The 23814-nt window shown below is 63.2% G+C and carries 21 protein-coding genes and 1 pseudogene; 8 read left to right on the top strand and 14 right to left on the bottom strand.

Going from position 1 to position 23814, the window contains the following annotated elements; genetic code table 11:
* Positions 1-651 (bottom strand): response regulator, encoded by a 651-nt coding sequence (locus QCE48_RS22265; protein ID WP_309782152.1) that lies wholly within the window; start codon positions 649-651, stop codon positions 1-3.
* A 563-nt stretch (positions 652-1214) separates the two neighbouring features.
* Here QCE48_RS22265 and QCE48_RS22260 point away from each other — a divergent pair.
* The 5 genes from QCE48_RS22260 to QCE48_RS22240 all read left to right on the top strand — a co-directional run bounded on the left by QCE48_RS22260 (position 1215) and on the right by QCE48_RS22240 (position 6187).
* On the top strand, positions 1215-1565 hold the full coding sequence (locus QCE48_RS22260) for a DUF4148 domain-containing protein (RefSeq protein WP_309782151.1): 351 nt from the start codon (positions 1215-1217) through the stop codon (positions 1563-1565).
* A 98-nt stretch (positions 1566-1663) separates the two neighbouring features.
* Positions 1664-2458 (top strand): alpha/beta hydrolase, encoded by a 795-nt coding sequence (locus tag QCE48_RS22255; RefSeq protein WP_309782149.1) that lies wholly within the window; start codon positions 1664-1666, stop codon positions 2456-2458.
* A gap of 152 nt (positions 2459-2610) precedes the next feature.
* Positions 2611-3321 carry an SDR family NAD(P)-dependent oxidoreductase gene (locus QCE48_RS22250; protein WP_309782147.1) on the top strand — a complete coding sequence of 237 codons (711 nt, stop codon included), beginning with the start codon at positions 2611-2613 and terminating at the stop codon, positions 3319-3321.
* 47 nt (positions 3322-3368) lie between these two features.
* Positions 3369-3611 (top strand): 4-oxalocrotonate tautomerase family protein, encoded by a 243-nt coding sequence (locus QCE48_RS22245; protein WP_309782145.1) that lies wholly within the window; start codon positions 3369-3371, stop codon positions 3609-3611.
* Between the two features lie 302 nt (positions 3612-3913).
* On the top strand, positions 3914-6187 hold the full coding sequence (locus QCE48_RS22240) for a filamentous hemagglutinin N-terminal domain-containing protein (RefSeq protein ID WP_309794322.1): 2274 nt from the start codon (positions 3914-3916) through the stop codon (positions 6185-6187).
* Positions 6188-6340: 153 nt separating this feature from the next.
* Here the strand turns inward: QCE48_RS22240 and QCE48_RS22235 are convergent, their stop codons facing one another.
* The 4 genes from QCE48_RS22235 to QCE48_RS22220 all read right to left on the bottom strand — a co-directional run bounded on the left by QCE48_RS22235 (position 6341) and on the right by QCE48_RS22220 (position 11935).
* Positions 6341-7648, bottom strand: a complete 1308-nt coding sequence (locus QCE48_RS22235) for a glycosyl hydrolase (protein WP_309782141.1) — start codon at positions 7646-7648, stop codon at positions 6341-6343.
* A gap of 575 nt (positions 7649-8223) precedes the next feature.
* Positions 8224-9324 carry a nitronate monooxygenase gene (locus QCE48_RS22230; protein ID WP_309782139.1) on the bottom strand — a complete coding sequence of 367 codons (1101 nt, stop codon included), beginning with the start codon at positions 9322-9324 and terminating at the stop codon, positions 8224-8226.
* 52 nt (positions 9325-9376) lie between these two features.
* Positions 9377-10288: a LysR family transcriptional regulator gene (locus tag QCE48_RS22225; RefSeq protein WP_309782138.1), complete on the bottom strand. Its 912-nt coding sequence runs from the start codon at positions 10286-10288 to the stop codon at positions 9377-9379.
* Positions 10289-10423: 135 nt separating this feature from the next.
* Positions 10424-11935 (bottom strand): CoA-acylating methylmalonate-semialdehyde dehydrogenase, encoded by a 1512-nt coding sequence (locus tag QCE48_RS22220; protein WP_087632079.1) that lies wholly within the window; start codon positions 11933-11935, stop codon positions 10424-10426.
* A gap of 107 nt (positions 11936-12042) precedes the next feature.
* Between QCE48_RS22220 and QCE48_RS22215 the strand changes: the two genes are divergently transcribed.
* Complete coding sequence (locus QCE48_RS22215; RefSeq protein WP_309782137.1) at positions 12043-12984, top strand: LysR family transcriptional regulator; 942 nt, start codon at positions 12043-12045, stop codon at positions 12982-12984.
* 27 nt (positions 12985-13011) lie between these two features.
* Here the strand turns inward: QCE48_RS22215 and QCE48_RS22210 are convergent, their stop codons facing one another.
* The 3 genes from QCE48_RS22210 to QCE48_RS22200 are packed head-to-tail and all read right to left on the bottom strand — an operon-like array spanning position 13012 to position 16967.
* Positions 13012-14058: an alpha/beta hydrolase gene (locus tag QCE48_RS22210; protein WP_309782135.1), complete on the bottom strand. Its 1047-nt coding sequence runs from the start codon at positions 14056-14058 to the stop codon at positions 13012-13014.
* Between the two features lie 41 nt (positions 14059-14099).
* A complete protein-coding gene (locus QCE48_RS22205; protein WP_309782133.1) occupies positions 14100-15608 on the bottom strand; it encodes a M81 family metallopeptidase in 1509 nt (502 codons plus the stop codon).
* Positions 15609-15638: 30 nt separating this feature from the next.
* Positions 15639-16967: an MFS transporter gene (locus QCE48_RS22200; protein ID WP_309782132.1), complete on the bottom strand. Its 1329-nt coding sequence runs from the start codon at positions 16965-16967 to the stop codon at positions 15639-15641.
* 139 nt (positions 16968-17106) lie between these two features.
* Here QCE48_RS22200 and QCE48_RS22195 point away from each other — a divergent pair, with 139 nt between their 5' ends.
* Positions 17107-18060 (top strand): LysR family transcriptional regulator, encoded by a 954-nt coding sequence (locus tag QCE48_RS22195; RefSeq protein ID WP_309782130.1) that lies wholly within the window; start codon positions 17107-17109, stop codon positions 18058-18060.
* An 87-nt stretch (positions 18061-18147) separates the two neighbouring features.
* Here the strand turns inward: QCE48_RS22195 and QCE48_RS22190 are convergent, their stop codons facing one another.
* From QCE48_RS22190 to QCE48_RS22170, 5 genes and pseudogenes are all read right to left on the bottom strand, one after another.
* Positions 18148-18432 carry a hypothetical protein gene (locus QCE48_RS22190; RefSeq protein ID WP_309782129.1) on the bottom strand — a complete coding sequence of 95 codons (285 nt, stop codon included), beginning with the start codon at positions 18430-18432 and terminating at the stop codon, positions 18148-18150.
* Positions 18433-18547: 115 nt separating this feature from the next.
* Complete coding sequence (locus QCE48_RS22185) at positions 18548-19900, bottom strand: MFS transporter (RefSeq protein WP_309782128.1); 1353 nt, start codon at positions 19898-19900, stop codon at positions 18548-18550.
* Positions 19901-20126: 226 nt separating this feature from the next.
* Positions 20127-21464 carry an MFS transporter gene (locus QCE48_RS22180; protein ID WP_309782127.1) on the bottom strand — a complete coding sequence of 446 codons (1338 nt, stop codon included), beginning with the start codon at positions 21462-21464 and terminating at the stop codon, positions 20127-20129.
* A gap of 137 nt (positions 21465-21601) precedes the next feature.
* Entirely contained in the window at positions 21602-22171 is a 570-nt protein-coding gene (locus QCE48_RS22175; protein WP_309794375.1) for a hypothetical protein, read from the bottom strand.
* A pseudogene (locus tag QCE48_RS22170) lies at positions 22151-22231 on the bottom strand (TetR/AcrR family transcriptional regulator C-terminal domain-containing protein); the annotation flags it as partial. The gene QCE48_RS22175 and the pseudogene QCE48_RS22170, both read right to left, overlap by 21 nt.
* Positions 22232-22411: 180 nt before the next feature.
* Between QCE48_RS22170 and QCE48_RS22165 the strand changes: the two are divergent.
* Positions 22412-23206 (top strand): DUF899 domain-containing protein, encoded by a 795-nt coding sequence (locus QCE48_RS22165; protein ID WP_309782126.1) that lies wholly within the window; start codon positions 22412-22414, stop codon positions 23204-23206.
* Between the two features lie 97 nt (positions 23207-23303).
* Here the strand turns inward: QCE48_RS22165 and QCE48_RS22160 are convergent.
* Positions 23304-23814, bottom strand: a 511-nt coding sequence (locus QCE48_RS22160) for a methyl-accepting chemotaxis protein (protein WP_309794320.1), incomplete at its 5' end; no start/stop codon positions are given.

Below are 23814 nucleotides of genomic sequence, written 5' to 3'. Positions count from 1 at the left end.
TCAGCGCGGCGGCGCTTCCGATTGCGCGTTCTCGTCCCAGACGGCCATCACGTCGCGCACCAGCGCGGCGATCGACGACGCGCCGAGCTTCTCCTTGATGCTCGCGCGATGGACGTCCACGGTCTTCACGCTGATCGAGAGATCGGCGGCAATGAGCTTGCTGCCCTTTCCATCGACGACACCGCGCAGCACCTCCCGCTCGCGTGCCGTCAGCGATGCAATCCGCTTCATCAATTCACGCCGCTTCTGGTCCGCTGCATGACGCTGCGCTGCGAGCTTCAACGCCCGCTGCACGCGGTCGAGCATCTGCTGCGAGTTGTAGGGCTTCTCGACGAAATCGATCGCGCCGTTCTGCAACGCGCGCACCGACATCGGTATGTCGCCGTGACCGCTCACGAAGATGATCGGCAAGGTCGCGCCCTGTTCGTTCAGCGCGCCCTGTACGTCGAAGCCGCTCGCCTGCGGCATGCGCACGTCGAGTACGAGGCATGCTGAAATCGTGGGATCGAACGCAGCGAGAAACTCGGCCGCGCTCGCGAAACAAAGCGACTTGATTCCGACCGAATCCAGCAGCCACGACAGGGACGTGCGCATGCCCGCATCGTCGTCGACGATATAGACGAGGGAGGGGGTCGAAGGTGATGAAGTCATCGGCGACTCGGCAATGCAGGGATTCGTGGCGAACGGCGCGCTTTCCGCAAGGCACTTCGCGCCCCGCGATGCGTCATCTCAAAATTGAATCATAACCAGACGAGATCGAACTGCAAAGCATGAATACCCGAGTACGGGCCACGGCGCGTCTTAGGTAGGTGATTTCTTTAGACGGGCGAAAAACCGAAGCGCTCGCGGCCCGATTCGACCCGCCCTCATACCTGCGTATGACCCGTTAATACGCGTGACTCGCGCGTTTATCCCGAAGGCTCAGTTCTTCACGCGAACGAACATACCAGGCTCGCGCGACTCATCCGGATGTATCCGCGCATACGACGATCGTTGTCTCCCGACCGCCGTTCGTAGGTCTAGGTTCAAGCCGCAACCGCGACTACATTACGTTCATGGCTGAACCTGCAAGCGATCCAACGAACAGCCAGCGAAAAATAACTCATATCCGATGTTTTATCCCTATGGATGCCTAACCGTTATTTAAACCCGCATGACCGTTTTCATGCATTACCCAAATGTTTCACTCACCTCTCTTCAAGGAGTATCACGTCATGAAAAAGCTTCTCGTTAGTCTCGCCTTTGTTGCTGGCGCATTCGCTGCTCCCGCTCTGAGTTTCGCTCAATCCAATGGCCCGGTGACGCGCGCCGAAGTTCGCGCCGATCTCGTTCAAGTTGAAAAGGCCGGATACAACCCGGCGCGCGCCAGCGACCCCGACTATCCCGCGGACATCCAGGCCGCTGAAGCAAAGGTCGCTGCTCAACAGGATCAAACCCAGGCGAAGCTTGGCTATGGCGGCGTCGCGCAAAACGGCACGTCAGGTTCCGGCAAGGCGTCGCACACCGCAATGAATTCGGCGTGCGTCGGCCCGGCAAGCTTCTGCAAGCTCTACTTCGGCAGCTAAGCACGTGTGCGGGATGTCGTGCCGATGGCCGCGCGCATGACATCTCGACGTTCCAGAGGCGGCCATCCTGCATTTGCTTTACCCCTATGGAGTTTCGAATGAATACTTTGTCGCGCGCGGCTTCGGTCCTCGCCCTGTCCCTTTCCATCTTTTCATCGGCCGGTGCGATGGCGCAGGACGCCCCGCACCATCCCAAGACGGTCAAGAATATCGTTCTGGTCCACGGCGCGTGGGTCGACGGTTCCGGCTGGAAGCCGGTCTATGACATCCTGACGCGCGACGGCTTCCATGTCAGCGTGGTGCAGGAACCGCTGACGTCGCTCGAAGACGACGTCGCGGCGACAAAGCGCGTCCTCGACCTGCAAGCCGGTCCGACGATCCTTGTCGGCCACAGCTATGGCGGCTCCGTCATCACCGAAGCCGGGGTTCATTCGAACGTCGTCGGTCTGGTTTATGTCGCCGCTCACGCGCCGAATGTCGGCGAAGACGAGGCCGCGCTCGGCAAGGGCAAGCCGAGCTATACATCGAAGCAGACGGGCGCAGTCGAAAAGACCGATGACGGCTACACCTACCTGAATCCCGCCGTCTTTCCAAAGGACTTCGCCGCCGACCTGCCGCTCAAGCAAGCCCGGTTCGAATCGCGTTCGCAGATGCTGACCGCCGCCAAAGTCTTCTCGGCGCCGTTGACCGAGGCGGCCTGGACCACGAAGCCGAGCTGGGGCATCGTCGCGGCCGACGACAAGATCATCAGCCCGGATCTTGAACGCTGGTACTACGCACGCGCGCACAGCCACACGACGGTCATTCCCGGCGCAAGTCATTCGGTGTACGAGTCGCGCCCGCAGCAGGTTGCCGCCGTGATCGAGGATGCAGCAAGGCACGCAACGCAATAAGCCGGGCGCGAGAATCCATTTGTTCTCGCGACTCAAAACTGTTTGTCCGTGGCGGGTGTACGCAACACGCCTCGATAAGCCTAGATTGGTATCCATCGGCGCCGTTGGCCCGATCGGCACACAGCCAATCTACTGATTCGAGGTTACGCATCATGAGCAACTCACAGAAAGTGGTCGTCGTCACGGGCGCATCGCAAGGTATCGGCGCCGAACTGGTCAAGGCTTTCCGCGAACGCGACTATCGCGTGGTCGCGACTGCGCGTTCGATCAAGCCGTCCGAAGACCCGAATGTCCTTGCGATTGCCGGCGACATCGGCGATCGCAAGGTCGCGCAATGTGTCATCGACGAAGCGATCGAACGCTTCGGCCGCATCGACACGCTTGTCAACAACGCCGGTATTTTCATCGCGAAGCCTTTCACTCAGTACACGCAGGAAGACTATGCCGCCGTTCTCAACGTCAACGTCAATGGGTTCTTCCATGTCACGCAACTGGCAATCGCCGAGATGGAAAAGCGGGCCAGCGGGCATGTAGTCCAGATCACGACGAGCCTCGTCGACCACGCGGTCAGCGGCGTTCCCTCGGCGCTCGCGTCGCTCACCAAGGGCGGCCTCAACTCGGCAACCAAGTCGATCGCGATCGAATATGCCAAGGCCGGCATTCGGGCTAACGCGGTATCGCCAGGCATCATCAAATCGCCGATGCATGCGCCCGATACGCACGAAGCGCTGGGCGCGCTCCATCCCGTAGGACACATGGGCGAGATGAGCGACATCGTGAACGCGGTGCTTTATCTCGACGCCGCGCCGTTCGTCACCGGCGAAATCCTGCACGTCGACGGCGGTCAAAGCGCCGGCCACTAAAACTCAGTCGGGGCGCTTGCGGGCGCCCTCTTTCGAAGGAGTGCAACATGCCTATCGTCACAATCCAGGTGACTCGCGAAGGGAACACGCCCGGCACCGATGCCGTCACCGCCGATGAAAAAGCGCAGCTCATCAGGGGCGTCAGCGAATTGCTGCGCGATGTACTGAATAAGCCACTCGAAGCCACCTTCGTCGTGATACAGGAAGTCGAGAAAGAAAATTGGGGTTGGGCCGGATTGCCCGTCGATGCTTATCGAGCGCAAAAAGCGCTAAAGACAGGGCAAACGTGAATGGACGCCTGAGGCCAGTCAAGCCAGCGCTTGCCCTTAAGCGGCGCCGGCCCAAGCACGCTAAGCACGCGTGGTTCGCACCCTCCTTTTCCCCTCTAGAAATTCAAATTCGCTCTGTTACACTGCCTTGGACGGTGATGGATAACAATTTGAAAAAATTATCAAACGGGGACATCCGCGCACTGGAGGAGCACATGCGGCATTCCAATTACCGTCCTGAGAGCGCCAAGCCGCTCGGCTTTGCCGCGGGTCGCACGCGGCCCTTAAGGCTTCGACCCTTAGCGGCGCTCGTCGCCTTAAGCATGGGTTTCGGCATCGACGTCGCCGATGTGTTTGCCGCGCCGCCCTTGCCGCAGAACGGCCAGTTCGTCGGCGGCACGGGCACGATCGCGCGCAATGGCGCCAACCTCGACATCACGCAGTCGGGCGCGCGCGGCATCATCAACTGGAACAGTTTTTCGATCGGCGCGGGAAGCACGGTCTCGATCAACAATGGATCGGGCGCGACGCTCAATCGCGTCACCGGCAACGCGATGTCGACGATCGACGGCACGCTTAAAGCCACCGGCAGCGTCTATCTCATCAACCCGCATGGCGTGGTCGTCGGTAAAAGCGGCGTGATCACAACCGGCGGACGCTTCGTCGCGTCGACGCTCGACGCGGACAACAACGCCTTCATGAACGGCTTCGACTCGCTGTCGCTAGAGGGCACGTCCAACAGCGCAGTGGTCAACCTCGGCAAGATCAGTTCGAGCGGCGGCGATGTGTTCCTCATCGCGCGTCGCGATGTCGTGAACGCGGGCACCATCGATGCGCCCAAGGGCTCCGCCGAACTCGTCGCCGGCAGCAAGGTCTTGCTGTCCGACTATGCCTATGGGCCGCAAGTGACGGTGGAGATGCCGAGCCACGGCCGGGCTATCAACTCCGGCACGGTGCAAGCCGCGCAGATCAACCTGCAGGCCGCCGACGGCAACGTCTACGCGCTCGCGGGAAAGAACAGTGCGTTGCGCGCGACGGGCACCGAGACGCGCGAAGGTCACGTGTGGCTCGTCGCCGATGGCGGCACCGTCGATGCGCGCGGTGCGAACATCGCTGCGCGCAATGCAGACGGCAGCGGCGGCGCGGTCGACATGAACGCCGATACGTTGAAGGTGGCCGGCGCGAAGGTCCGCGCGGCGCAATGGAACCTGACGTCGCCCGAGTTCACGATCGACAAGCCGACTGCGAACACGCTCGCCGATAGCCTCTCGGGCGGGACGTCGGTTGTGCTCAACGCGACCGGCGCCAATGAGGCGAGCGGCGATATTGGCGTGGGATCGGATATTCGATGGCAAGGCGCATCGTCGCTCACGCTCGATGCCACTCGCTCGGTGAGCGTCGCGCCGGGCACGACGATCGCCAACGCGGGCGCAGGCAGCCTGACCCTTCGTGCCGACAGCAACTCGATCGACAACCACGGCAGCGTAACCAACAACGGCACGTTCGACTGGTCGCGCAGCACCGGTATCGTGACAGCGCTTTACGACATGAACGGCAGCTACAAGCCGGGCACCGTCATCACGAACCCGTCATGGAGTCCGGCGCCCTTCAGCGGGCTCGTCACGCAGGTCACAGGCTACCGGCTCGTCAACTCGGCGGCCGATCTGAACGCGGTCAACAACAACCTGGGCGGCAACTATGCGCTCGGCACGAGTTTCGATCTCGGCTACGCGCCGAACGCAGTGCACGCAATCGGCAGTGCGGCGAAGCCTTTCACCGGACAGTTCGACGGCATGGGACATCTGCTCAGCAGCATGAACGTGTCCGGCACGTCGTCACAAGGCACGGGACTGTTCGCAGACATCGGCAAGACGGGGGTCGTGCGTAATTTCGTGATCGCCGGCAGCACCGCATCGTCCTCGCAAGGACCGGTTGGCCTACTCGCGGGAGTGAACGACGGGCGGGTGGTCAACGTCGGCGCCACGGGCTCCGTCTCGACGAGCGCCGCAACGGGCTCGGCGGCCGGCGGGCTCGTCGGCGTGAACCGCGGCTCGATCGAACGCGGCTGGAGCGGTGGGGCGACGTCCGGGCAGGGCGCGACGGGCGGCCTCGTCGGCGAGAACGACGGGACCATCGTGCAGTCGTATTCGCTCGGCAACGCGAGCGGCGACGCGCGCAGCCAGGTCGGCGGACTGGCGGGCGCCAATCGCGGCACGATCACACAGTCCTATTCGAGCGGCTCCGTCGACGGAGGCAACTATCGTGGCGGGCTGGTGGGCAACAACGGCGGCACGATCGGGCAGTCGTTCACCACGTCATCGGTGACGCCTGCCGGTGCGGGAACGCAGCGGCCGGGCGGCATTGCCGGCAACAACACCGGCACGATCGCCGGCGATGTCTACTGGAACGCCGATACATCCGGCGCGCTCGTCGGCGCCGGAGCCGGCACGGCTGCCCCGGCTTCGAGCCGGATGACGACCGCGCAAATGAGCGACCCGGCAAGCTACGGATCGCGATGGGACTTCAGCGCGACCGGCACCTGGGCCTTGCCGCCGGGTTATGGCGAACCGGTCCTTCGATGGTTGCTCGGTCTGTGAAGAGCACCCCATCGCGCATGCGATGGGAAGTCGAAAACCGATCCGTGCGGTACGCCCGCCTGCGATGAGAGGCGCGGCGTCACCAGCACGGCGGACGGTGCGTGATTGTGTTGCGTGAGGGTGTTACGTGTGGGTGTTACGTGATGCGGTCGATCACGACACCGGGTTTGCAGCGACGAAGTTCTTGAACGCGGCGTAAGCCGGGTTCTTGGTCGTGCCGTTCGCCTGGATCAATCCATAGTTCGCATCGACGAGGCAGTACATCATCACGGACTGGATGTTGTACTTGTCCTTGATCGAGCGATATTCGGTGAGCGTCTTCGTGACGTAATCCGCGGCCGCCTGGCCGGAATCGACGCCGCCGGTCCAGCCCCATTCCGTCAGCCAGATCGGCTTGCCAAACGAGTCCTTGAGCACCTGCAGAACGTCCTGGCACGCGTTGTTGTTCCAGCCGCACAGGATGTCGCCCGAGCTGTGATACCAGTGATAGGTCGTGAAGTCCCAGCGAACGGCGGCCGCGTTCGCGAGACCTGCCGTCGTGCCATTCGGCGTGATGCCTCGCCAGAGCATCTGCAACGCGCCATACGCCATCGGGATGCCGACGTTCACGCCGCAATTGATGGTGGGGTCGATCGCCTTCACGCCGTCGATCATGCCGCGGATCACGCCACGGAACGACGGCCACATCGTCGGACTCCAGTTGTTGAAGTTGCTGCCGTTACCGCTGATCTTGAGCGCGACGTCGAGTTCGTTACCGCACTCGATGAACTTGACGAGCCCCTTCAGCACCTTCGTGCAACCGACAGCCAGGTTGTAGCCGAGCGTATAGGACGCCGATTCTGAGGCATTGGGACTCCAGCCGCACGAGAGCGGATTGAGCACAGGCAGGATCGACACGCCGCTGTTCGCGAACGGTCCGCGCAGCGCGTCGGCGATCACTTGCGCCATGCCGTCGCTTGCGACGTCCGCACGATAGTTGGTGACGCCGAGGTCCTTAAGCATCGCGAGCTGGGCAGCCGGACCCAGCGTCTTGTAGATGCCGGTGCCGTAGGCCATGTGGCCGTTGATGCCGTAGAAGAGCGGTGCTGCTGCGGCCGCCGCCGTTGTCGTCTTCGTGCGCGGGTCGACCGTTCCGATGGAGGTCCACGAACTGCCGTTCTTGTACCATGTGCCCGCCGAGTTCTTGGCGTAGATCACGCCGCCGTACCAGAGAATCGTGGTCAACGCGGCGGGCGAACCCGTCGCCACGCCCGCACCGTTCTTCGTTACGCGGCTGCTGACGAGCGTCCACTTATTGCCGGACGAATCGATGATCGACGTCGCCGACGGAATGACCGTTCCATCCGGCGATGCCGTGGTCGCAGCCTTGGCAACACCCGCTACATCCGCACCGGAATCGGCAATATCGCCTCCTCCGCCGCAAGCGGCGAGCGCTGCGCTTCCCGCACCGGCCATCAGCATGGACAGGAAATTTCGACGTGATACGGAAGACTTATTGAGTTGAAAGCGGTTCGATTCGGCAGTTTCGACTTTGGCGGCAGGAGAAATGGCAGGTCGCATCGGTAGTATGTGCGTTAGTACTCAGAAGGCATGAGTATATTTGGCAATAACTACCCGAGACGTAACACAATGTAACTCTTAGAAGAAAGAAAAGAACAGCTTTAACTAATATCGTATGACGGAAAATACTCCTAACTATGCGCTAAATCTTTGGCAGATATTCCTAATCATATTACTGATCAGACCTGAAACGGCATAAATTACTCGGTAAAAATAGCTATTTTTTATTAAATATATATTCCATCGGAAATAATTTCGGCATAAAATCGTTTGCGTCGTTCGCGAAACGCCGTTTCCGGAATTTCAGAGCGCCATTCCGGAATTAAGTCAGACGAATAAGAATTACGGCGTATTCGTGCGGTCGTTCATTCCCGCCAATGGCAGGAAATGCCGGAGAATTTGCCTTTGGCTCGTTTCAGGTGACACATTGCCGGGAGCAAATAATTCGCTCCTTTAGCAATGTCACCCGAAAGACATCACGCGCCGAAGCGTTGCAGTCCCTTCACGCACTCGTCGAACTCCGCTTCGAGTTGCGCCATCAATTCGACGGCTGGCAAGTGGCGCGCAAGCGAGGCAGCCTGCCCCGCCCATTGCGCGCCATAGCCGAATTCACCCTGCGCCTTGGCGGCAGCGTGCAGCGCTTTTCCCGCATCGTAGGTCACGGGATAGTCCGGCGCTTTCGGGGCTCCCTCCGAATGCCCCAGGTCGGTGAAACGGTTCACCATGCTGCGTGCAGGCCGGCCCGAGATGGCCGACGTCAGGATGGTATGACGCGCGGCATCGCTCAGAATCGCGCGCCGGTATCCATCGTCTATCGACGTCTCCGGACACGCGACGAACGCGGTCCCGAGTTGCGCCGCCTGCGCACCGAGCGCGAGCGCCGCCGCGATGCCCGCACCATCCATGATGCCGCCGGCGGCGATCACCGGCAGATCGACGCTGCGCGCGAGCAAACGCGTCAAGGCGAACGTGCCCAAGCCGTCATCGAATGCCTGAAGATCGAACATGCCGCGATGGCCGCCCGCTTCGATGCCTTGCGCGACGATCGCATCGACTCCGGCATCGGCCACCTGAGTGGCTTCAGCAACGTTCGTCGCGGACGCAAGCAACTTGATTCCCGCAGCCTTCAGCGACGAAATCACTTGCGGCGAAGGCAGCCCGAAGTGAAAGCTGACGATGGGCGGCTTCTCTTCGAGAAACACATTCACCATCGCCTCGTCGCGTTTGAAGCTCGTATAGATCTCGCCGAGCGTAGCGGGCGGGGCAACGCCGAAGCGGTCGAAATGCGGCTTGAGCCAGTTGAGCCATTCGCGCTCGGTCGTCTCATCGAGGACCGCCGGTTCGTGGCAGAAGACATTAATGTTGAAGGGCTTGTCCGTAAGCGCACGCGTCTCGCGAATCACCTTGCGCGCGCCTTCGGCGTTCATCGCGCCCACGCCGAGCGAGCCCAGTCCACCCGCGTTAGAAACCGCTGCGGCAAGCGCCGGCGTGCTCACGCCCGCCATTGGCGCCTGAATGATCGGCTTGGCGATGCCGAGCAGTTGCAACAGCGGGTTGTGTTCAGTACGACTGTTCATGTCACGTCTCTTCATTGGGGTTGATCGAACATGCGTGAATCGCGCGTTGCGTTCATGCATGCAGCTCTTCTATGAGGAAATCCACAAACGTTCTCACTCTCGACGACACGTGTCGCGCATGCGGATACAGCAGGATGAACGGCCGCGTGCAGCCACCGAACTCGCCAAGGACTTCCACCAGCGTGCCATTGTCCAGATCCTGCGCGGCGGTGAAGCGGTAGGTCTGAAACAGCCCGGCGCCGTGGCGAGCCAGCGTTACGCCCGCGAGCACGTCGCCCGACGAGCCATAGCCGCCGCCCGTCATCACCTCGACGCTCTCGCCGTCCATCATGAACGACCACGCGATGTTCCGGCCGTTACTCGGCAATTCGTATTGGATGCAATCGTGCCTCGCGAGATCGCCGGGCGTTGCGGGCGTGCCGGCTCGCTTCAGATACGCCGGCGACGCGACGACGACGAGTTCGGCGTCTTCCAGCTTGCGCGCGATCAGGCCCGAGTCCCTGGGCGCGCGCCCGCGAATCGCGAGATCGAAACCTTCCTCGGCGAAATCGATATTCCGGTTGCTTAGATGCACTTGGACGGTCACGTCCGGGTATCGTGTGCGGTATTCGGCGATCAGCGGCAGCACGCGACCGTGGCCGTAGGGTGTGGGCATGCTGATGCGCAGGACGCCGGCCGGTGTCGTCTGCTGGCCCGTCGCTTCCCGCTCGGCGTCCACGAGCTGGGCCAGTGCCTGGCGGCAATGCTCGAAGTAGCTGCGTCCGGCGTCGGTCAAGCGTATCTGGCGCGTCGTTCGCACGAAGAGCCTCACGCCAAGCCGCTCCTCGAGGCGCGCAACCGCGCGGCTCACGGCCGCGGGCGTCACGCTTGCCGAGGTTGCGGCAAGCGTAAAGCTGCCTAGTTCGGCTGCAAGGCAAAACAGTTCGATGCTACCGAGGACCAGATCGTCGAATTGTCGCTGCATGCTTAGGTGTTCCCTTCTCACTCGAGACTGATACACCGAAGGATAGGCAATTTGAACGGCGGGCGCGGCAAATGCAAAAAGGGCGCCACGCGATTCCTCGCCCGACGCCCTTCATCGACTCAAACCGCAGCAGCGTTATTTCGACGTCGGCATTGCGAACTCCGCGCCCTTCTCCGTGCTCTCCGGCCAGCGCTGCATGATCGACTTTTGCTTCGTGTAGAAGCGCACGCCTTCCTCGCCATAGGCGTGCGTATCGCCGAACAGGCTGCGCTTCCAGCCGCCGAATCCGTGCCACGCCATCGGGACCGGAATGGGCACGTTGATGCCGACCATCCCTACTTCGATGCGGCGTCCGAATTCGCGCGCCACGTGGCCGTCGCGCGTATAGCACGCTACGCCGTTGCCGAATTCATGCGCATTCACGAGATCGACCGCTTCCGTGAAGTCCTTCACGCGCACGCACGCCAGCACCGGCCCGAAGATCTCTTCCTTGTAGATGCGCATCTCCGGCGTGACATGATCGAACAGCGTGCCGCCCGTGAAGAAGCCGTCTTCGTGACCCGCCACCTTCAACCCGCGACCGTCCACGACCAGCGACGCCCCTTCGTCGACACCCATCGCGATGTAGCCTTCGATGCGCTCCAGCGCCTGCCGCGTGACGATCGGCCCCATCTCCGCCGTGTCTTCCATGCCGTTGCCGACGACCAGGCTGCGCGCGCGTTCGGCGAGGCGAGGCACGATCTTGTCCGCGACATCGCCGACCAGCACGGCCACCGAGATCGCCATGCAACGCTCGCCCGCCGAGCCGTAGCCCGCGCCGATCAGCGCGTCGATGGCCTGATCGAGGTCCGCATCCGGCATCACGACCATGTGGTTCTTTGCGCCGCCGAGCGCCTGCACGCGCTTGCCGTGCTTGGCGCCGGTTTCATAGATGTAGTTGGCGATCGGCGTCGAGCCCACGAAGCTCACCGCCTTGATGACCGGATGCGTGAGGATTGCGTCGACGACCGTCTTGTCGCCCTGAACCACGTTGAACACGCCGTCGGGCAGCCCGGCTTCCTTCAGCAGGCGCGCCATGAAGAGCGACGCCGACGGATCGCGCTCGCTCGGCTTGAGAATGAACGTGTTGCCCGCCGCGATCGCGATCGGGAACATCCAGCACGGCACCATGCACGGGAAGTTGAACGGCGTGATGCCGGCCACGACGCCGAGCGCCTGCCGCACCGTCCAGTTGTCCATGCCGGTCGAGACCTGCTCCGTGTAGTCGCCCTTGAGCAACTGCGGAATGCCGCAAGCGAATTCGATGATGTCGATGCCGCGCGAGACTTCGCCCTGCGCGTCGGAAAAGACCTTGCCGTGCTCGGCCGTGATGATGGCGGCGAGTTCATCGCGATGGCGGTTCATCAGTTCGAGGAAGCGCAGCATGACGCGCGCACGGCGAATGGGAGGCGTGTCGCTCCACTGGGGAAACGCAGCCTTTGCGCTCGCAACCGCCGCATCCACGTCGGCCGCCTCGCCCAGCAGAAGCTGGCGCGCGCGCTGGCCCGTCGCCGGGTTGAATACCGGCTGCGTGCGCGTCCCCGATCCGCGGACAGGTTCCCCGTGGATGAAATGGGTGACGTCGGCGTTGTCGCTGAAGGCTTGCATGTCGACTCCTCTACGTATGATTGGCGTGACGCAAGTGTAGGAAGCTCCCCGCTTCCTGCAAAGACGCTATGATTGAAATCATTGTTTTCCATAGCGAACAATCGAACATGGATACGCAAAATATCGAGGGACTGTGGACGCATCTCCATTGGCTGACGGTGCTCGCCGAGCAAGGCACGTATACCGCCGCCGCCGCGCGTCTGGGCGTCAGCAAGGCGGCGATGAGCCAGCGCATCGCGGAACTGGAGCGTGTCGCGGGCGTTCAACTGGTTCAGCGCACCACGCGCAGTGTGCGCTTCACCGAGGCGGGCCAGCGTCTCGTCGAGAACACGCGGCCGCAGTACGACCAGATCGCGACGAGCTTCGCGACCGTCCGCGAGTTGGCGGGCGTCGCGCGCGGCCTCGTGCGCGTCACGGCTCCGGTGGCGTTCGCGCGGCAGCAACTCATCCCGAGAATGGCCGAATTCCTGCGCGCGAATCCGGAAGTCAGCGTGCAGTTGGAAGCATCGGACCGCCTCAGTTCCATCGCGACCGAAGGCTTCGATCTGGCGCTTCGGCATAGCGCGCAGGTGCCCGAGACGCACGTCGCGTGGAAGCTGTGCGAAACACGTTCGGTGATCGCGGCAACGCGCGCGTACATCAGGCGGCGCGGCATGCCACAGACCCCCGCCGATCTCGCCGCGCACGACTGCCTGTTCTATCCGCGCGGCATGAACGCGGGCATCTGGTCGTTCGAGCGCAAGGCGGGCCGCAAGCCGAGCACGGGTCCCGTCACGGTGACGGTGAACGGCCCGTTCTCGGCCAACAACAGCGAGGTACTGAGGGATGCCGCACTCGACGACCTGGGCATCGCGCTGCTGCCCGATTTCACAGCGCAGACCGCGATACGCTCGGGCCGGCTGATCGCGCTGCTGCCGGAATGGCGCCCGGTCGGCGGATTCGCGGACCAGCTCTATGTGGTGCGGCCCTATGCGCCGCACGTGCCGCGTGCCGTCGCGGTCTTCGTCGCCTATCTGCGCCAGGCGTTCGCCGAAGGCTTTTCCCTCTGACGAATGCGCGGCTCGCGACGCTATCGGTCACGCAAGGCGCGAAGCGTCGACCACCGCATCGGCGAAGGCTTTCGGCGCCTCCTGCGGCAGGTTGTGCCCAATACCGCCGCCGATGGTCCGATGCAGATACTTGCCCGTAAACTTTTTTGCGTACACCGCAGGATCGGGATGCGGCGCGCCGTTGGCATCGCCTTCCATCGTGATGGTCGGAACGGAGATGGTGGGTGCCATCGCCAGACGCTGTTCCAGCGCGTCGTATTGCGCCTCGCCCTCGACGAGCCCCAGCCGCCAGCGATAGTTGTGGATCACGACCGCTACGTGGTCCGGATTGTTGAACGATTCAGCCGAGCGGTCGTAAGTCGCGTCATCGAAGTTCCATTTCGGCGAGGCGAGACGCCAGATCAGCTTGTTGAAGTCGTGGCGATTGGCCTCATAACCCGCACGGCCGCGCTCGGTGGCGAAATAGAACTGATACCACCACGCGAGCTCGGCCTGCGGCGGCAGCGGCGCCTTGTTGCCCTGCTGACTGCCGATCAGATACCCGCTCACCGACACCATCGCCTTGCATCGTTCCGGCCACAGCGCGGCCATGATGTTCGCCGTGCGCGCGCCCCAGTCGAAGGCGCCGAGCACGGCCTGGTCGATCTTCAGCGCATCCATCAGCGCGATGCTGTCGACGGCGACGACCGCCTGCTGTCCGTTGCGAGGCGTATCGGCGGAGAGAAAGCGCGTCGATCCGTAGCCCCGCAAGTACGGCACGATGACGCGATATCCAGCGGCCGCGAGCAACGGCGTGACTTCGGCGAAGCTATAGATGTCGTAGGGCCATCCGTGCAACAGGATCACGACCGGGCCATTCGAGGGACCCGCTTGCGCGTAGCCGATATCGAGCGTGCCGGCCTTGACCTGGCGGATCGCGGCAAACCCGGCGCGAGGCGTGCCCGACTTCGTGCCGCTCGTGCCCTCCTTCGATTGCGCCTGAACGAGACCGCTCAACCCCAGTTCCATCATGCTGATACCCGCGACGGTCGTCTGCAGCAAGCGACGACGCCGAGCGTTGACTTGATCCGGCATGGTTCTTCTCCTTTTCGATGTGTCGGTAACGGTAGGTTGGCTCAGGCAGTGACGGGGCACATTGAACGGAACGGCTGACCCATCGGCCGCACGCGCATGTCCGCGTCGAGATGTTTCCACGGCAAATCAGCCGGGTCGGCGGCCATCGGTCCGGGCGCCTTCGCGACGAGGATCGCTTCGGCAATCGCCTCGAAGTCCGCCCGGAAATGCACCGAACTCTTGTTCACGAGAATCTTCATTCGCTCGGGTTCGATGCCTGCAACGCGGAACAGGTTGCGATCGAAGACCTGCATCTTCACCGAGCTCACCGCGATCCTCACGCCTTCGATCCGCAAGCACGCAACCGGTCCCAGTTCCCCGCGCATTCCGTTGAGCATCGGGCCATCGAAACGGAAGCGTCCATCTGAAAGATGCTCGACTTCGAACACGGCTTCGAGCGGCGCATCGCCTTGCACGCCCGAGCGGCCTCCCAGCGCGATCCGGATGCGCGCGCCCACGCCCGCCCGATGCGCGGCGGCCGCGGCATCTGCGTCCCAGATCACGCCGACGGCCGCATCGTTCGCGCCGTGTCGCAGCAACGCCCGCACCATGCCCATCGTGTTCGAATCGCCTCCGACGCCCGGGTTATCCTGCGTATCCGCGATGATGACGGGCTTGCTCGCCGCGCGGCTCAAGCTGATCGCTTCGAGCGCAGCTTCATCGGGCGTGAGGAAAGGCACGTCCCAGCGAGACTCTTCATCGACGAGCTTCGCATACAGCGCATCCGCCGCGCGTTCCGCCGCTTCCTTGCTGAATGAAGAGGCCCAGATCGTGGGTCCGCACTCGGCGAAATCGGCGGCAGGAAAACCCGGCGCGAACGACACCGATACCACGGACTCGTCTTCCAGTGCAGACACCAGACGGTACATGTCGTTCGCCGGCGCGACGAGCGTGCACATGCCATTCACCGGGATGAGGAACGGAACGCGACGAAACGCGCAGTGCAACGGCCGTTGCTCGGACACGAGGCGTTCGAGAATCCGCGCGGCGCGCTCGCCGGTCTCCGCCATATCGACGTGAGGATAGGTCCTGTATGCCACCAGCGCGCTCGCGTGCCGGATCATTCGCTCGGTCACGTTCGCATGAAGGTCCAGCGAGACCACCACCGGCATGCGATCGCCGACGATCCGCCGCACGCGCTTCAGGATCTCGCCTTCGCCGTCGTCGATCTGCTCGGTCACCATCGCGCCGTGCAGGTCGAGATAGACCGCATCGAATCCGCCTTCGCTGACGGCCGCGACGATCTCGCCGCAGATCCGCTCGAACGCATCGGTCGTGACGTGCGCCGAAGCGCTCGCCCCGGCCCAGATCACCGGCGTCAGGTCGTGACTGTAAGCCTCAGCGGCCTTGATGAATCCACCGATCGGAACGTTGACGTTGCGAAGCGCGAGCACATCGGCGCCGCGTACCATCGGCGGAAAGCCTTCGCCTTGAATGAAGCTCGTATAGGAGGCCTTAGTCGGCGCGAACGTGTTGGTTTCATGCTGAAAACCGGCGATCAGGATGTTCATGTTTTTACGCTCCAAAGCGATTGGTTTCGATCAGACGACGGAATTGCTGGTGGCAACGGGTTCGAAGGTGCAGTCTTTTCTGAGCGTGAACCTGGCCGTCAGGATCAGGATCGCCGCGGCCGCCGCTACGCAAGCCATGACGAGCAGTCCCGCGTGCACGCTCCCCGTCCAGGTCTTGGTCCAGCCGAACACAGCGGGGCCCCAGAATCCGCCCGACAATCCGACCGTATTGATGAGCGCGATGCCGCCCGCCGCCGCGCTGCCCTCGACAAGCTCCGATGGGATCGCCCAGAACACCGTGTAAGCCATCCAGAGACCGGCGGTTGCACACGTCAGGGCGACGAGTGTCAGCGTGAGATGCCCGTCGGCGAAGATGGTGGCAATCAGGCAGGCCGCCCCGGCAAGCGCCGGAATCGCGCAGTGATAGCGTCTTTCGCCCAGCCGGTCGGAGCGTCGTCCCGCGAGGTACATGCCGATCGCGGCTGCCACATAAGGAATCGCCGCGTACCAGCCAAGGCGGATCGTGTCGTTTACGCCCTGATCCTTCAGCAAGGTCGGCAGCCAGAAGCTGAGTGCATAGATCGGGAAGATGATGCTGAAGTAGGCGATCGCGAGCACATAGACTCTCGGGCTTTTCAGCACCTCTTTGAACGAATCCGCGCGATGCAGGCTGGGTGCCGTCTCGCGATCGAGCAGGCGCTTCTCGTCGTCGTTCAGCCAGCGAGCATCGGCGGGACGATCGGACAGGACACGCAGCGTGAGCAGACCGAGCGCGATGCATGGCAGCCCTTCGACGAGGAACATCCATTGCCAGCCGCTCAGGCCGCCGACGCCGGACAGCGTCGTAATGAGCCACGCCGACACCGGTCCGCCGACGATGCCACCCAGCGGCCCGGCAACGAATACGAGTGCAATGGCGCGTGCCATACGCGCCGGCCCGTACCAGCACGACAGGTAATAGATCATCCCCGGCGCGAATCCCGCTTCGAAGACGCCGAGCAGGAATCGCATCGCATAGAAGGCCGGCACGTTGCGCACGAACAGCATGCAAGCTGATGTGATGCCCCATAGCACGAGAATGCGGCTGAACGTCCGGCGTGCGCCGATCTTCGGCAACATCAGGTTGCTCGGCAATTCGAACAACACATAGCCGAGAAAGAAGATGCCGGCACCGACGCCGTAGGCCGCATCGGAGAAGCCGAGATCGTGTTGCATCTGGAGTTTCGCGAAGCCGACGTTCACGCGGTCCAGATACGCGAACATGTAGCAGACGACCAGAAACGGCAAGAGCCGCCAGTTGAGCTTGCTATAGAGCGTCGAGGCGGCATCGCCGGCCTTCGATGGATGGATTGCTGACATGGGTGTCTCCCGGTTTCCTTCACTCGGCCCGTCGCTGGGGTTGAGTGCATGGTGGCAGCGCCACACCGGGGTAGCAAGAGCAACTAAGTTCACGTATCGTTGCCTTGCGAGCAACACTTATCTGTCCTGGAGCCACGAAATGCGAGAGATCAATCAGCAGCGCCTTCGATATTTCCACGAGGTGCTCACGCACGGCTCCATTCGCGGCGCCGCCGACAACATCAACACGTCGCCCTCCGTCATCACGCGGCAGATCAGGCTGCTCGAAGACGAACTCGGCGCGACGCTGTTCGAACGACAGGCGCGTGGCGTCCGGCCCACGGAAGCGGCGGCGCACTTACTTGAGTTCTGGCAGGGCTATCGTTCGCAGCAGGAAAAGCTCGAAGACCAGCTTCAGGCGTTGAAAGGCCTTCAGCGAGGGCATATCCGGCTCGCCGTCAGCGAGGGTTACGTGGACATGCTCGTCGACGACGTGCTCGCGCCGTTCTGCGCGCAGTATCCGAATCTGGAGATCGGCATGGAGACGCTCGCAGTCGACGCGATACTCGACGAAGTCGCCGAAAGCCGGGCGCATATCGGCCTTGCGTACAATCCGCCGCCGCATCCGCGCATCGAATATCTTGCGAGTTCGCCTCAGCCCGTCGTGCTGTTATTGCGCAGCGATCATCCGCTCGCGCGGCGAAAAGGACCCGCGAGCATCGACGATCTGCGCGCGTATCCGCTCGCGCTGATGCCGCCGACGTTCGGGATCGGTCATGTCGTGAAGATGCTGGAGCTTGCCGAGAACACGACGATTCGCCCGACGCTGACGACCAACTCGCTACGCGCGCTCAAGCGCTTCGTGTCGGCGGAGAACTTCGTGACGCTGATCGGAGAATTCGCCGCTTATAAGGAACTCGCGTCCGGCGAGCTGACGACGATCCCCATTGCACATCCTCTGTTCGAAGGCGCGCAGGCAAGAGTGCTGGTCAAGATCGACAGGCCGCTCGCCGCCGGTCCGCTTGAATTGCTCAAGTGGATTCAGGAACGCATGCCGATGTTTTCTACGCCTAAAGCCAAGGAAGCGGGCAAGGTCCGCAAACGAAAAAGGTGACGACGATGGTAAAACGATCGTTCGCCGTCGCGTGTCCTGGTGAACGCGACGGCGACAGGCTCAGGCGCACGCGCCTGTAAGCACGTCTTAGGGCGCTTTCTGCCCCGGTTTGCCCTGAACGTTCTGCGGATAATTCGCTTCTTCGCCGGTCGGCTTGTAGCCGCTCTTCTCGGCTTCCTTTAGATCGGCCGTTCGTTTTGCTTTAGTCGCCTGATGAGAGGCGTGTTTCTGCGCCTTCTTCTCGGCCTTGGCCGCCTGGCCCGTACCCGATGCGGCGGCGTCGGCCGTCTGCGCCATCGCAACCGGCGCGAAGCTGAGGGCAACACCAAGAGCGGCAGCCATTGCGACCACTGTGATTCGCGTTCCTTGCATGATTCCTCCCATTGGATCTGATGCGACGGACATTCGACAATCTGGCAATGCAAAAGCCCGACGAGATTGCCATAGTTTCCGTCGGCGCGCATCGACCCGCGCGCGCAGCGTCGATTCAGACGGTCTCGGCCAGCGCGCGGTCTGCGCTAGCGCATCCGACGGCGGCATCCGAGCGGCGCTGGTTGATGAGCGACACGGCAAGCACCGCGATCACGCCCGGCACCGCGATCGCCATGAAATTCTGCTGAAGCGGCAACGTCATGCTGACCAATACGCCGATCACGATCGGCGCGAGGATCGCCCCGCTGCGCCCGACGCCCGACGCCCAGCCGATGCCCGTCGCGCGAACCGCCATCGGATAGAACTGACCGGCGAACGCATACGTCACGATCTGCGTCCCGATGGTCGATGCGCCCGCCAGTCCGACGAGCACGAATAGCGTCCACGCAGGCACCTTGAACCCGAGCAGACTGATCGAGACCGCGGCGAGTGCGTACATCGCGATCAGCACGTACTTGATGTTGAAGCGATCGGCCAGCCATCCGCCGCCTATCGCGCCGATCATCGCGCCGAAGTTGAGCACGAGCACGAAGGTCAGCGCCGAGCCGAGGCTGTGACCTGCGCTTGCCATCAGCTTCGTCAGCCACGAACTCAACGCATACACCATGAAGAGGCACATGAAGAACGCGATCCACAGCATCGCCGTGCTGAAGCCGCGGCCATCCGTGAACAGCTTGCCGATGGGCGGCGCGTGCGCGACGTCCTCGCCGGGCAGCGCGAACCGGTCGCTTTCCTCGGGCACATAGCCCGGTTCGATGCGCGCAACGATCTGCTTGAGCGCCGGGATGCGGCCCGTCCTGATGAGATAGGGCATCGACTCGGGCATCCACTTGAGGATGGCGGGCACGAGCAGGATCGGCAAGCCTGCGGCGACGAACACCGACTGCCATCCGAAGCGTTCGATCAAGCCCTTGCCGAGCAGGGCCGCCAGCATCCCGCCGACCGAGTAGCCGCTGAACATCAGCGTCACCATCGTGCTGCGCATTCTGCGCGGCGAATATTCGGTCATCTGCGCCACGACGTTCGGCATGACCCCGCCGATGCCAAGGCCCGCGAGGAACCGCGTGATGCCGAACATCACCGGATCGCGCGTTAGGCCCGCTGCGGCGGTGAACACGCTAAAGAGCACGATGCAGATGGCGATGGCGCGCCGGCGGCCGATGCGGTCCGCTATCGTTCCAAGGAACACGGCACCGAACATCATGCCGAAGAGCGCCGAGCTGACCATGAAGCCCGCGCTCGTCGGATTGACGTTCATGTCCTTCATGATCGATGGCAACGCGATGCCGGCCACGGCAAGATCGTAGCCGTCGAAAATGATGATGAGCGCGCACCAGAACAGCACGAGTGCGTGAAAGCCTCCGAAGCGGGCGTCGTCGGCCAGTTGATGAACATCGATTTGACGCATGCGATATCTCCTTCGCTGTCGTTCTGATGCGCCCTTGGGCGCAAGCCCCATGCACGCGACGATGCGACGGACCGCGAGCATCGATGCTCGCGTCCGATCGCAAAAGAGGTGCTGTCGAGGTAGGTAGGTCCGGCTTCTTTACTGCGCGGTCGGTGGACGGCGCGAGCCGTTTCTTTTTATAGTCGCCGGGCTTTCGATGTCGCGCGCGCCCGGTCTGCTTGTGATGTCAGTGCGCGGCGGCAAGCCCGGCATCGACGGCACGATGCTTCGTGCGGATCGCGGTGACCGCGAGCAATGCGGCAGCCAGCGGCAATGCCAAAGCCATGTAAAAGCCGGACGGACCGCTCATGGACAGCACGCTGCCGCCGACCGCCGAACCCGCGATCGCGCCGACGCGGCCCATGCCGATGGCCCATCCGGTCGCGGTGGCGCGCAGGGTCGTCGGATAGGCACCGACGACGAGATAGTTGAGCGCGATCTGCTGGCCGCCGATGCCGAGTCCCGCCGCGCCCGCCAGCACGAACACGAGTCCCCACGACGTGCCCGCGTAAGCGAGTCCGACCGCGATCGCAATGCCGAGCGCGAGCAGAGCGATCAGAAGGCGCCGCGTGTTCACTTTGGGAAGCAGGATGGAAAGCGGTATCGCGCAGACGATGAAGACCGCGTTGACGACGACCGTGCCCATCGGCGCCTGCGTCGCGGGCAGCCCAGCTGTCTTGAGCACGGTCGGCAACCACGAGAGCAGCATGAACCAGGCGATCCAGTTGAACAGATACACGCCCCAGATGGCGATGGTGTTGCGCGCGTTGCCGTCGGCGAACAATGCGGCGACGCTTGCGCGAGCGGCCGTCTCGGGTGTCTTGAACACGACGTCGGCGGGAAGCGCGGCCGGGACGATGCGGCCAAGCGTCTTGCGCACGGACTCGCTGGCGTTGCCGCGCGACCGGCTGATCGGGTAGTTGAGCGACTCGGGCAGCAGGAAATAAAGCACGGCGAGCAACACCAGCGGCACCGCCCCGCCGACGACGAACACGCCCTGCCAGCCGATGACGGGCATCATGCGCGCCGCAAGCAACCCGCCGAGCATCGCGCCGGCGGGAAGACCGAGCAGCACGCCCGTCATGATCGCGCCACGATGCCGCGCGGGACCGAATTCGGCGGCGAGCGCGAGCAGCACGGGCGTGCAGCCGCCCATCCCTAAGCCCGCGATAAAACGAAGGGCCAGGATCTGGCCGGTGTTGCCGGCGAACGCCGTCAGCAGGGACGCCGCGCTGAAGATCGCGACGCCGCCGAGCAGCGCCGGACGCCTTCCCGCCCGGTCACCGAAGAGGCCCAGCGTCATCGCGCCTATCGTCATGCCGAGCGTGCCTGCGATGAGAATCGGCGCGAGATCGCCGGGGCGCAGGCCGAACGCTGCGATGATCGCGGGCCCGGTATAGGCGATCGCCTGCGTATCGAAACCGTCGAATAGCGCGGTCGCGAAGCACAGAATGAAAATCATCCATTGGAAGGGGCGAATGGGCTCCCGGTCGATCAGCGACGAAACGTCGAGTGGCGTGCTCATGGTGTCTCCGTGCGATTGGCACTCTGTTCTGGTGGGTCTGGCAGTTCATTGCCGGGCCAGAATAGGGGAACCCCATGCACGCCGTCCAATACCGATCGAGTCTCGCTCCATACCCTTGCGGCATGGAAGAGGAAGCTTCAGCGGCGATCACGCGCGCTGTAGATGCGAAGCATGTCGGCATCGCGCACGCTCCATACGATCACAGCGCGATCGTCCGGCACGTCGACTCGCGTCGAGCGACCCGTCAGGCGGCGCATCGTCATCGTGCAGACTCGACTCAAAAGCCAGCAGGCGTAGCTTCCGGTGAATAACGTCAAGAACAGGGAAAGCCCGAGCATCCCGAAGTTGAACGTGTCCTCGCTTCTGCGGCAAACGGGCTTCCACTGCGGCGCGTCCTGCGGTCCTTTCATGAACGGCGTTGGTGCGCCGCCGGACTGCCCGTCGAGCTGCTCGCGACCCGCGCCGTGCTCGCTCGCCCAGGTTGCGAGCCGCGCGTGGCAGTCGCGGTCATTGATGATGGGCGGCGCGACCGCTGTCCCAAGGCCAATTGCCGCCGAGACACACAGAATGCCGATGGTTCCGCGCTGCATGGCAATCTCCGGATCGTTGTTTAACGTCTTATCGGACGATCCGGCTGAAGCTTTAGGGCATGCAGGGCCTGATCCGCCATGAAGCGGCACCGCGCATGCGTAGCGGGCGAGAAACATGTCGGTGGCGGACTCCGCCACTTTTCTCCGTTCATCTTCGGTGAGAGGCGGCTGCCCCAGAGCCGGCGGGACGCGGCTGTCGTCAGCGACTCCATCGAAAACCCGCCACACTTGTTACTCCCGGCAAGCGGGGCGCGGTGCGAAACTGTCTCACGGCCCACCACGAGCGATGAGCAACGAGTCGAATCGCGCTTCCACACGAGGCATGCGAATCGCCCCAATCAGGAGATGTCGAAAGCCATGACTGAATCAGCCATGAAGGGACAAACGGATGGACAGCCCGCCATGCAGACGCCGCCGGTCATATCGCAGAAGGAATGGGAGGCGGCGCGCGAGCAATTGCTCGTGAAGGAGAAGGCCCACTCCCGCGCCCGCGATGCACTCGCCGCCGAACGCCGGCGCATGCCGTGGACGGCGGTCGACACGACCTATTCCTTTGACGGACCGGCGGGCAAGCTCACCCTGCTCGATCTGTTCGACGGCCGTCGACAGTTGATCGTCTACCGCGCGTTCTTCGAGCCGGGCGTGTTCGGCTGGCCCGATCATGCGTGCCGCGGCTGCTCGATGGTGGCAGACCAGGTCGCTCACGTCGCCCACCTGAATGCCCGCGACACCACGCTCGTCTTCGTCTCGCGCGCGCCTCAGGCGGACATCGCGCGGCTGAAGGCGCACATGGGCTGGGAGATGCCGTGGTTCACCGTCACGGACAGCTTCGACAAAGACTTCGGCGTGGACGAGTGGCACGGCACGAACGTGTTCTACCGTGACGGCGAGCGCGTGTTCCGCACGTACTTCGTGAACAATCGCGGCGACGAACAGATGGGTGGCACCTGGAACTACCTCGACATCACGCCGCTCGGCCGACAGGAAGTCTGGGAGGATTCGCCCGAGGGATATCCCCAGACGCCGGCCTACAAGTGGTGGAACTGGCACGACCGCTACGTCGCGGATGCACCGCCCGACAAGAAGTGGGTCGAGGTATCGGACGCGGGCGAGAAGGCGTTTCGGGAGCAGCAGCCGGGCACGAAGTCCTGAGTCCGGATCGTGCCGTGCAGCGGCGACGGCACGTCCGTTATGCGGCTCACGCCGGGTCCCTCGCGTTCGGTCGCGACTCCGCTGCCGCACGGCCTGTTCAGAAGGTTTCCCAATCGCCGCCCGTCGCGGCCAGCTTCGGTGCATCGGCCGGCTTGCGCACCGGCGTCTTCGTCGTGGCCGGCGTGGCCGGTTCCATGCGTTTGGCGACCGGTCCACGTGCCTTCGCCTTCGGCGTTGCCACGGGACTCGAGCGAAGTGCCGGCTCTTCGTCGTTCAACTGGAACGTCGCAACCGCCGTTCGCAGACTGCCCGCCTGATCTTCCAGCGATTGCGCCGCCGCTGCCGCTTCCTCGACGAGCGCCGCGTTCTGCTGCGTCACTTCGTCCATCTGCGTGACGGCGCGCGCTACCTGATCGATGCCGCTGCTCTGTTCTTCCGATGCCGCCGCGATCTCGCCCATGATGTCCGTCACGCGCTGCACCGCGCCGATGATCTCGTTCATCGTGCGACCTGCTTCGTCGACGAGCGTCGTGCCCGACTGCACGCGCGACACCGACGTGTCGATCAGTTCCTTGATTTCCTTCGCCGCCGCCGACGAGCGCTGCGCG

The organism is Caballeronia sp. LZ024 (genome assembly GCF_031451455.1).
In the GTDB taxonomy this organism is placed as follows: domain Bacteria; phylum Pseudomonadota; class Gammaproteobacteria; order Burkholderiales; family Burkholderiaceae; genus Caballeronia; species Caballeronia telluris.
Note: the sequence above shows the minus strand (reverse complement) of the source record. Positions and strands in the feature narration are given on the sequence as shown.

Excerpts from the sequence above, each read along its gene's own strand:
- QCE48_RS22210 (WP_309782135.1), bottom strand. The coding sequence starts at position 14,058 with ATGCCGGATCAAGTCAACGCTCGGCGTCGTCGCTTGCTGCAGACGACC.
- QCE48_RS22220 (WP_087632079.1), bottom strand. The coding sequence starts at position 11,935 with ATGCAAGCCTTCAGCGACAACGCCGACGTCACCCATTTCATCCACGGG.
- QCE48_RS22215 (WP_309782137.1), top strand. The coding sequence starts at position 12,043 with ATGGATACGCAAAATATCGAGGGACTGTGGACGCATCTCCATTGGCTG.
- QCE48_RS22250 (WP_309782147.1), top strand. The coding sequence starts at position 2,611 with ATGAGCAACTCACAGAAAGTGGTCGTCGTCACGGGCGCATCGCAAGGT.
- QCE48_RS22185 (WP_309782128.1), bottom strand. The coding sequence starts at position 19,900 with ATGCGTCAAATCGATGTTCATCAACTGGCCGACGACGCCCGCTTCGGA.
- QCE48_RS22180 (WP_309782127.1), bottom strand. The coding sequence starts at position 21,464 with ATGAGCACGCCACTCGACGTTTCGTCGCTGATCGACCGGGAGCCCATT.
- QCE48_RS22230 (WP_309782139.1), bottom strand. The coding sequence starts at position 9,324 with ATGAACAGTCGTACTGAACACAACCCGCTGTTGCAACTGCTCGGCATC.
- QCE48_RS22165 (WP_309782126.1), top strand. The coding sequence starts at position 22,412 with ATGACTGAATCAGCCATGAAGGGACAAACGGATGGACAGCCCGCCATG.
- QCE48_RS22245 (WP_309782145.1), top strand. The coding sequence starts at position 3,369 with ATGCCTATCGTCACAATCCAGGTGACTCGCGAAGGGAACACGCCCGGC.
- QCE48_RS22225 (WP_309782138.1), bottom strand. The coding sequence starts at position 10,288 with ATGCAGCGACAATTCGACGATCTGGTCCTCGGTAGCATCGAACTGTTT.
- QCE48_RS22175 (WP_309794375.1), bottom strand. The coding sequence starts at position 22,171 with ATGTTTCTCGCCCGCTACGCATGCGCGGTGCCGCTTCATGGCGGATCA.
- QCE48_RS22260 (WP_309782151.1), top strand. The coding sequence starts at position 1,215 with ATGAAAAAGCTTCTCGTTAGTCTCGCCTTTGTTGCTGGCGCATTCGCT.
- QCE48_RS22235 (WP_309782141.1), bottom strand. The coding sequence starts at position 7,648 with ATGCTGATGGCCGGTGCGGGAAGCGCAGCGCTCGCCGCTTGCGGCGGA.
- QCE48_RS22200 (WP_309782132.1), bottom strand. The coding sequence starts at position 16,967 with ATGTCAGCAATCCATCCATCGAAGGCCGGCGATGCCGCCTCGACGCTC.
- QCE48_RS22205 (WP_309782133.1), bottom strand. The coding sequence starts at position 15,608 with ATGAACATCCTGATCGCCGGTTTTCAGCATGAAACCAACACGTTCGCG.
- QCE48_RS22240 (WP_309794322.1), top strand. The coding sequence starts at position 3,914 with ATGGGTTTCGGCATCGACGTCGCCGATGTGTTTGCCGCGCCGCCCTTG.
- QCE48_RS22195 (WP_309782130.1), top strand. The coding sequence starts at position 17,107 with ATGCGAGAGATCAATCAGCAGCGCCTTCGATATTTCCACGAGGTGCTC.
- QCE48_RS22190 (WP_309782129.1), bottom strand. The coding sequence starts at position 18,432 with ATGCAAGGAACGCGAATCACAGTGGTCGCAATGGCTGCCGCTCTTGGT.
- QCE48_RS22255 (WP_309782149.1), top strand. The coding sequence starts at position 1,664 with ATGAATACTTTGTCGCGCGCGGCTTCGGTCCTCGCCCTGTCCCTTTCC.
- QCE48_RS22265 (WP_309782152.1), bottom strand. The coding sequence starts at position 651 with ATGACTTCATCACCTTCGACCCCCTCCCTCGTCTATATCGTCGACGAC.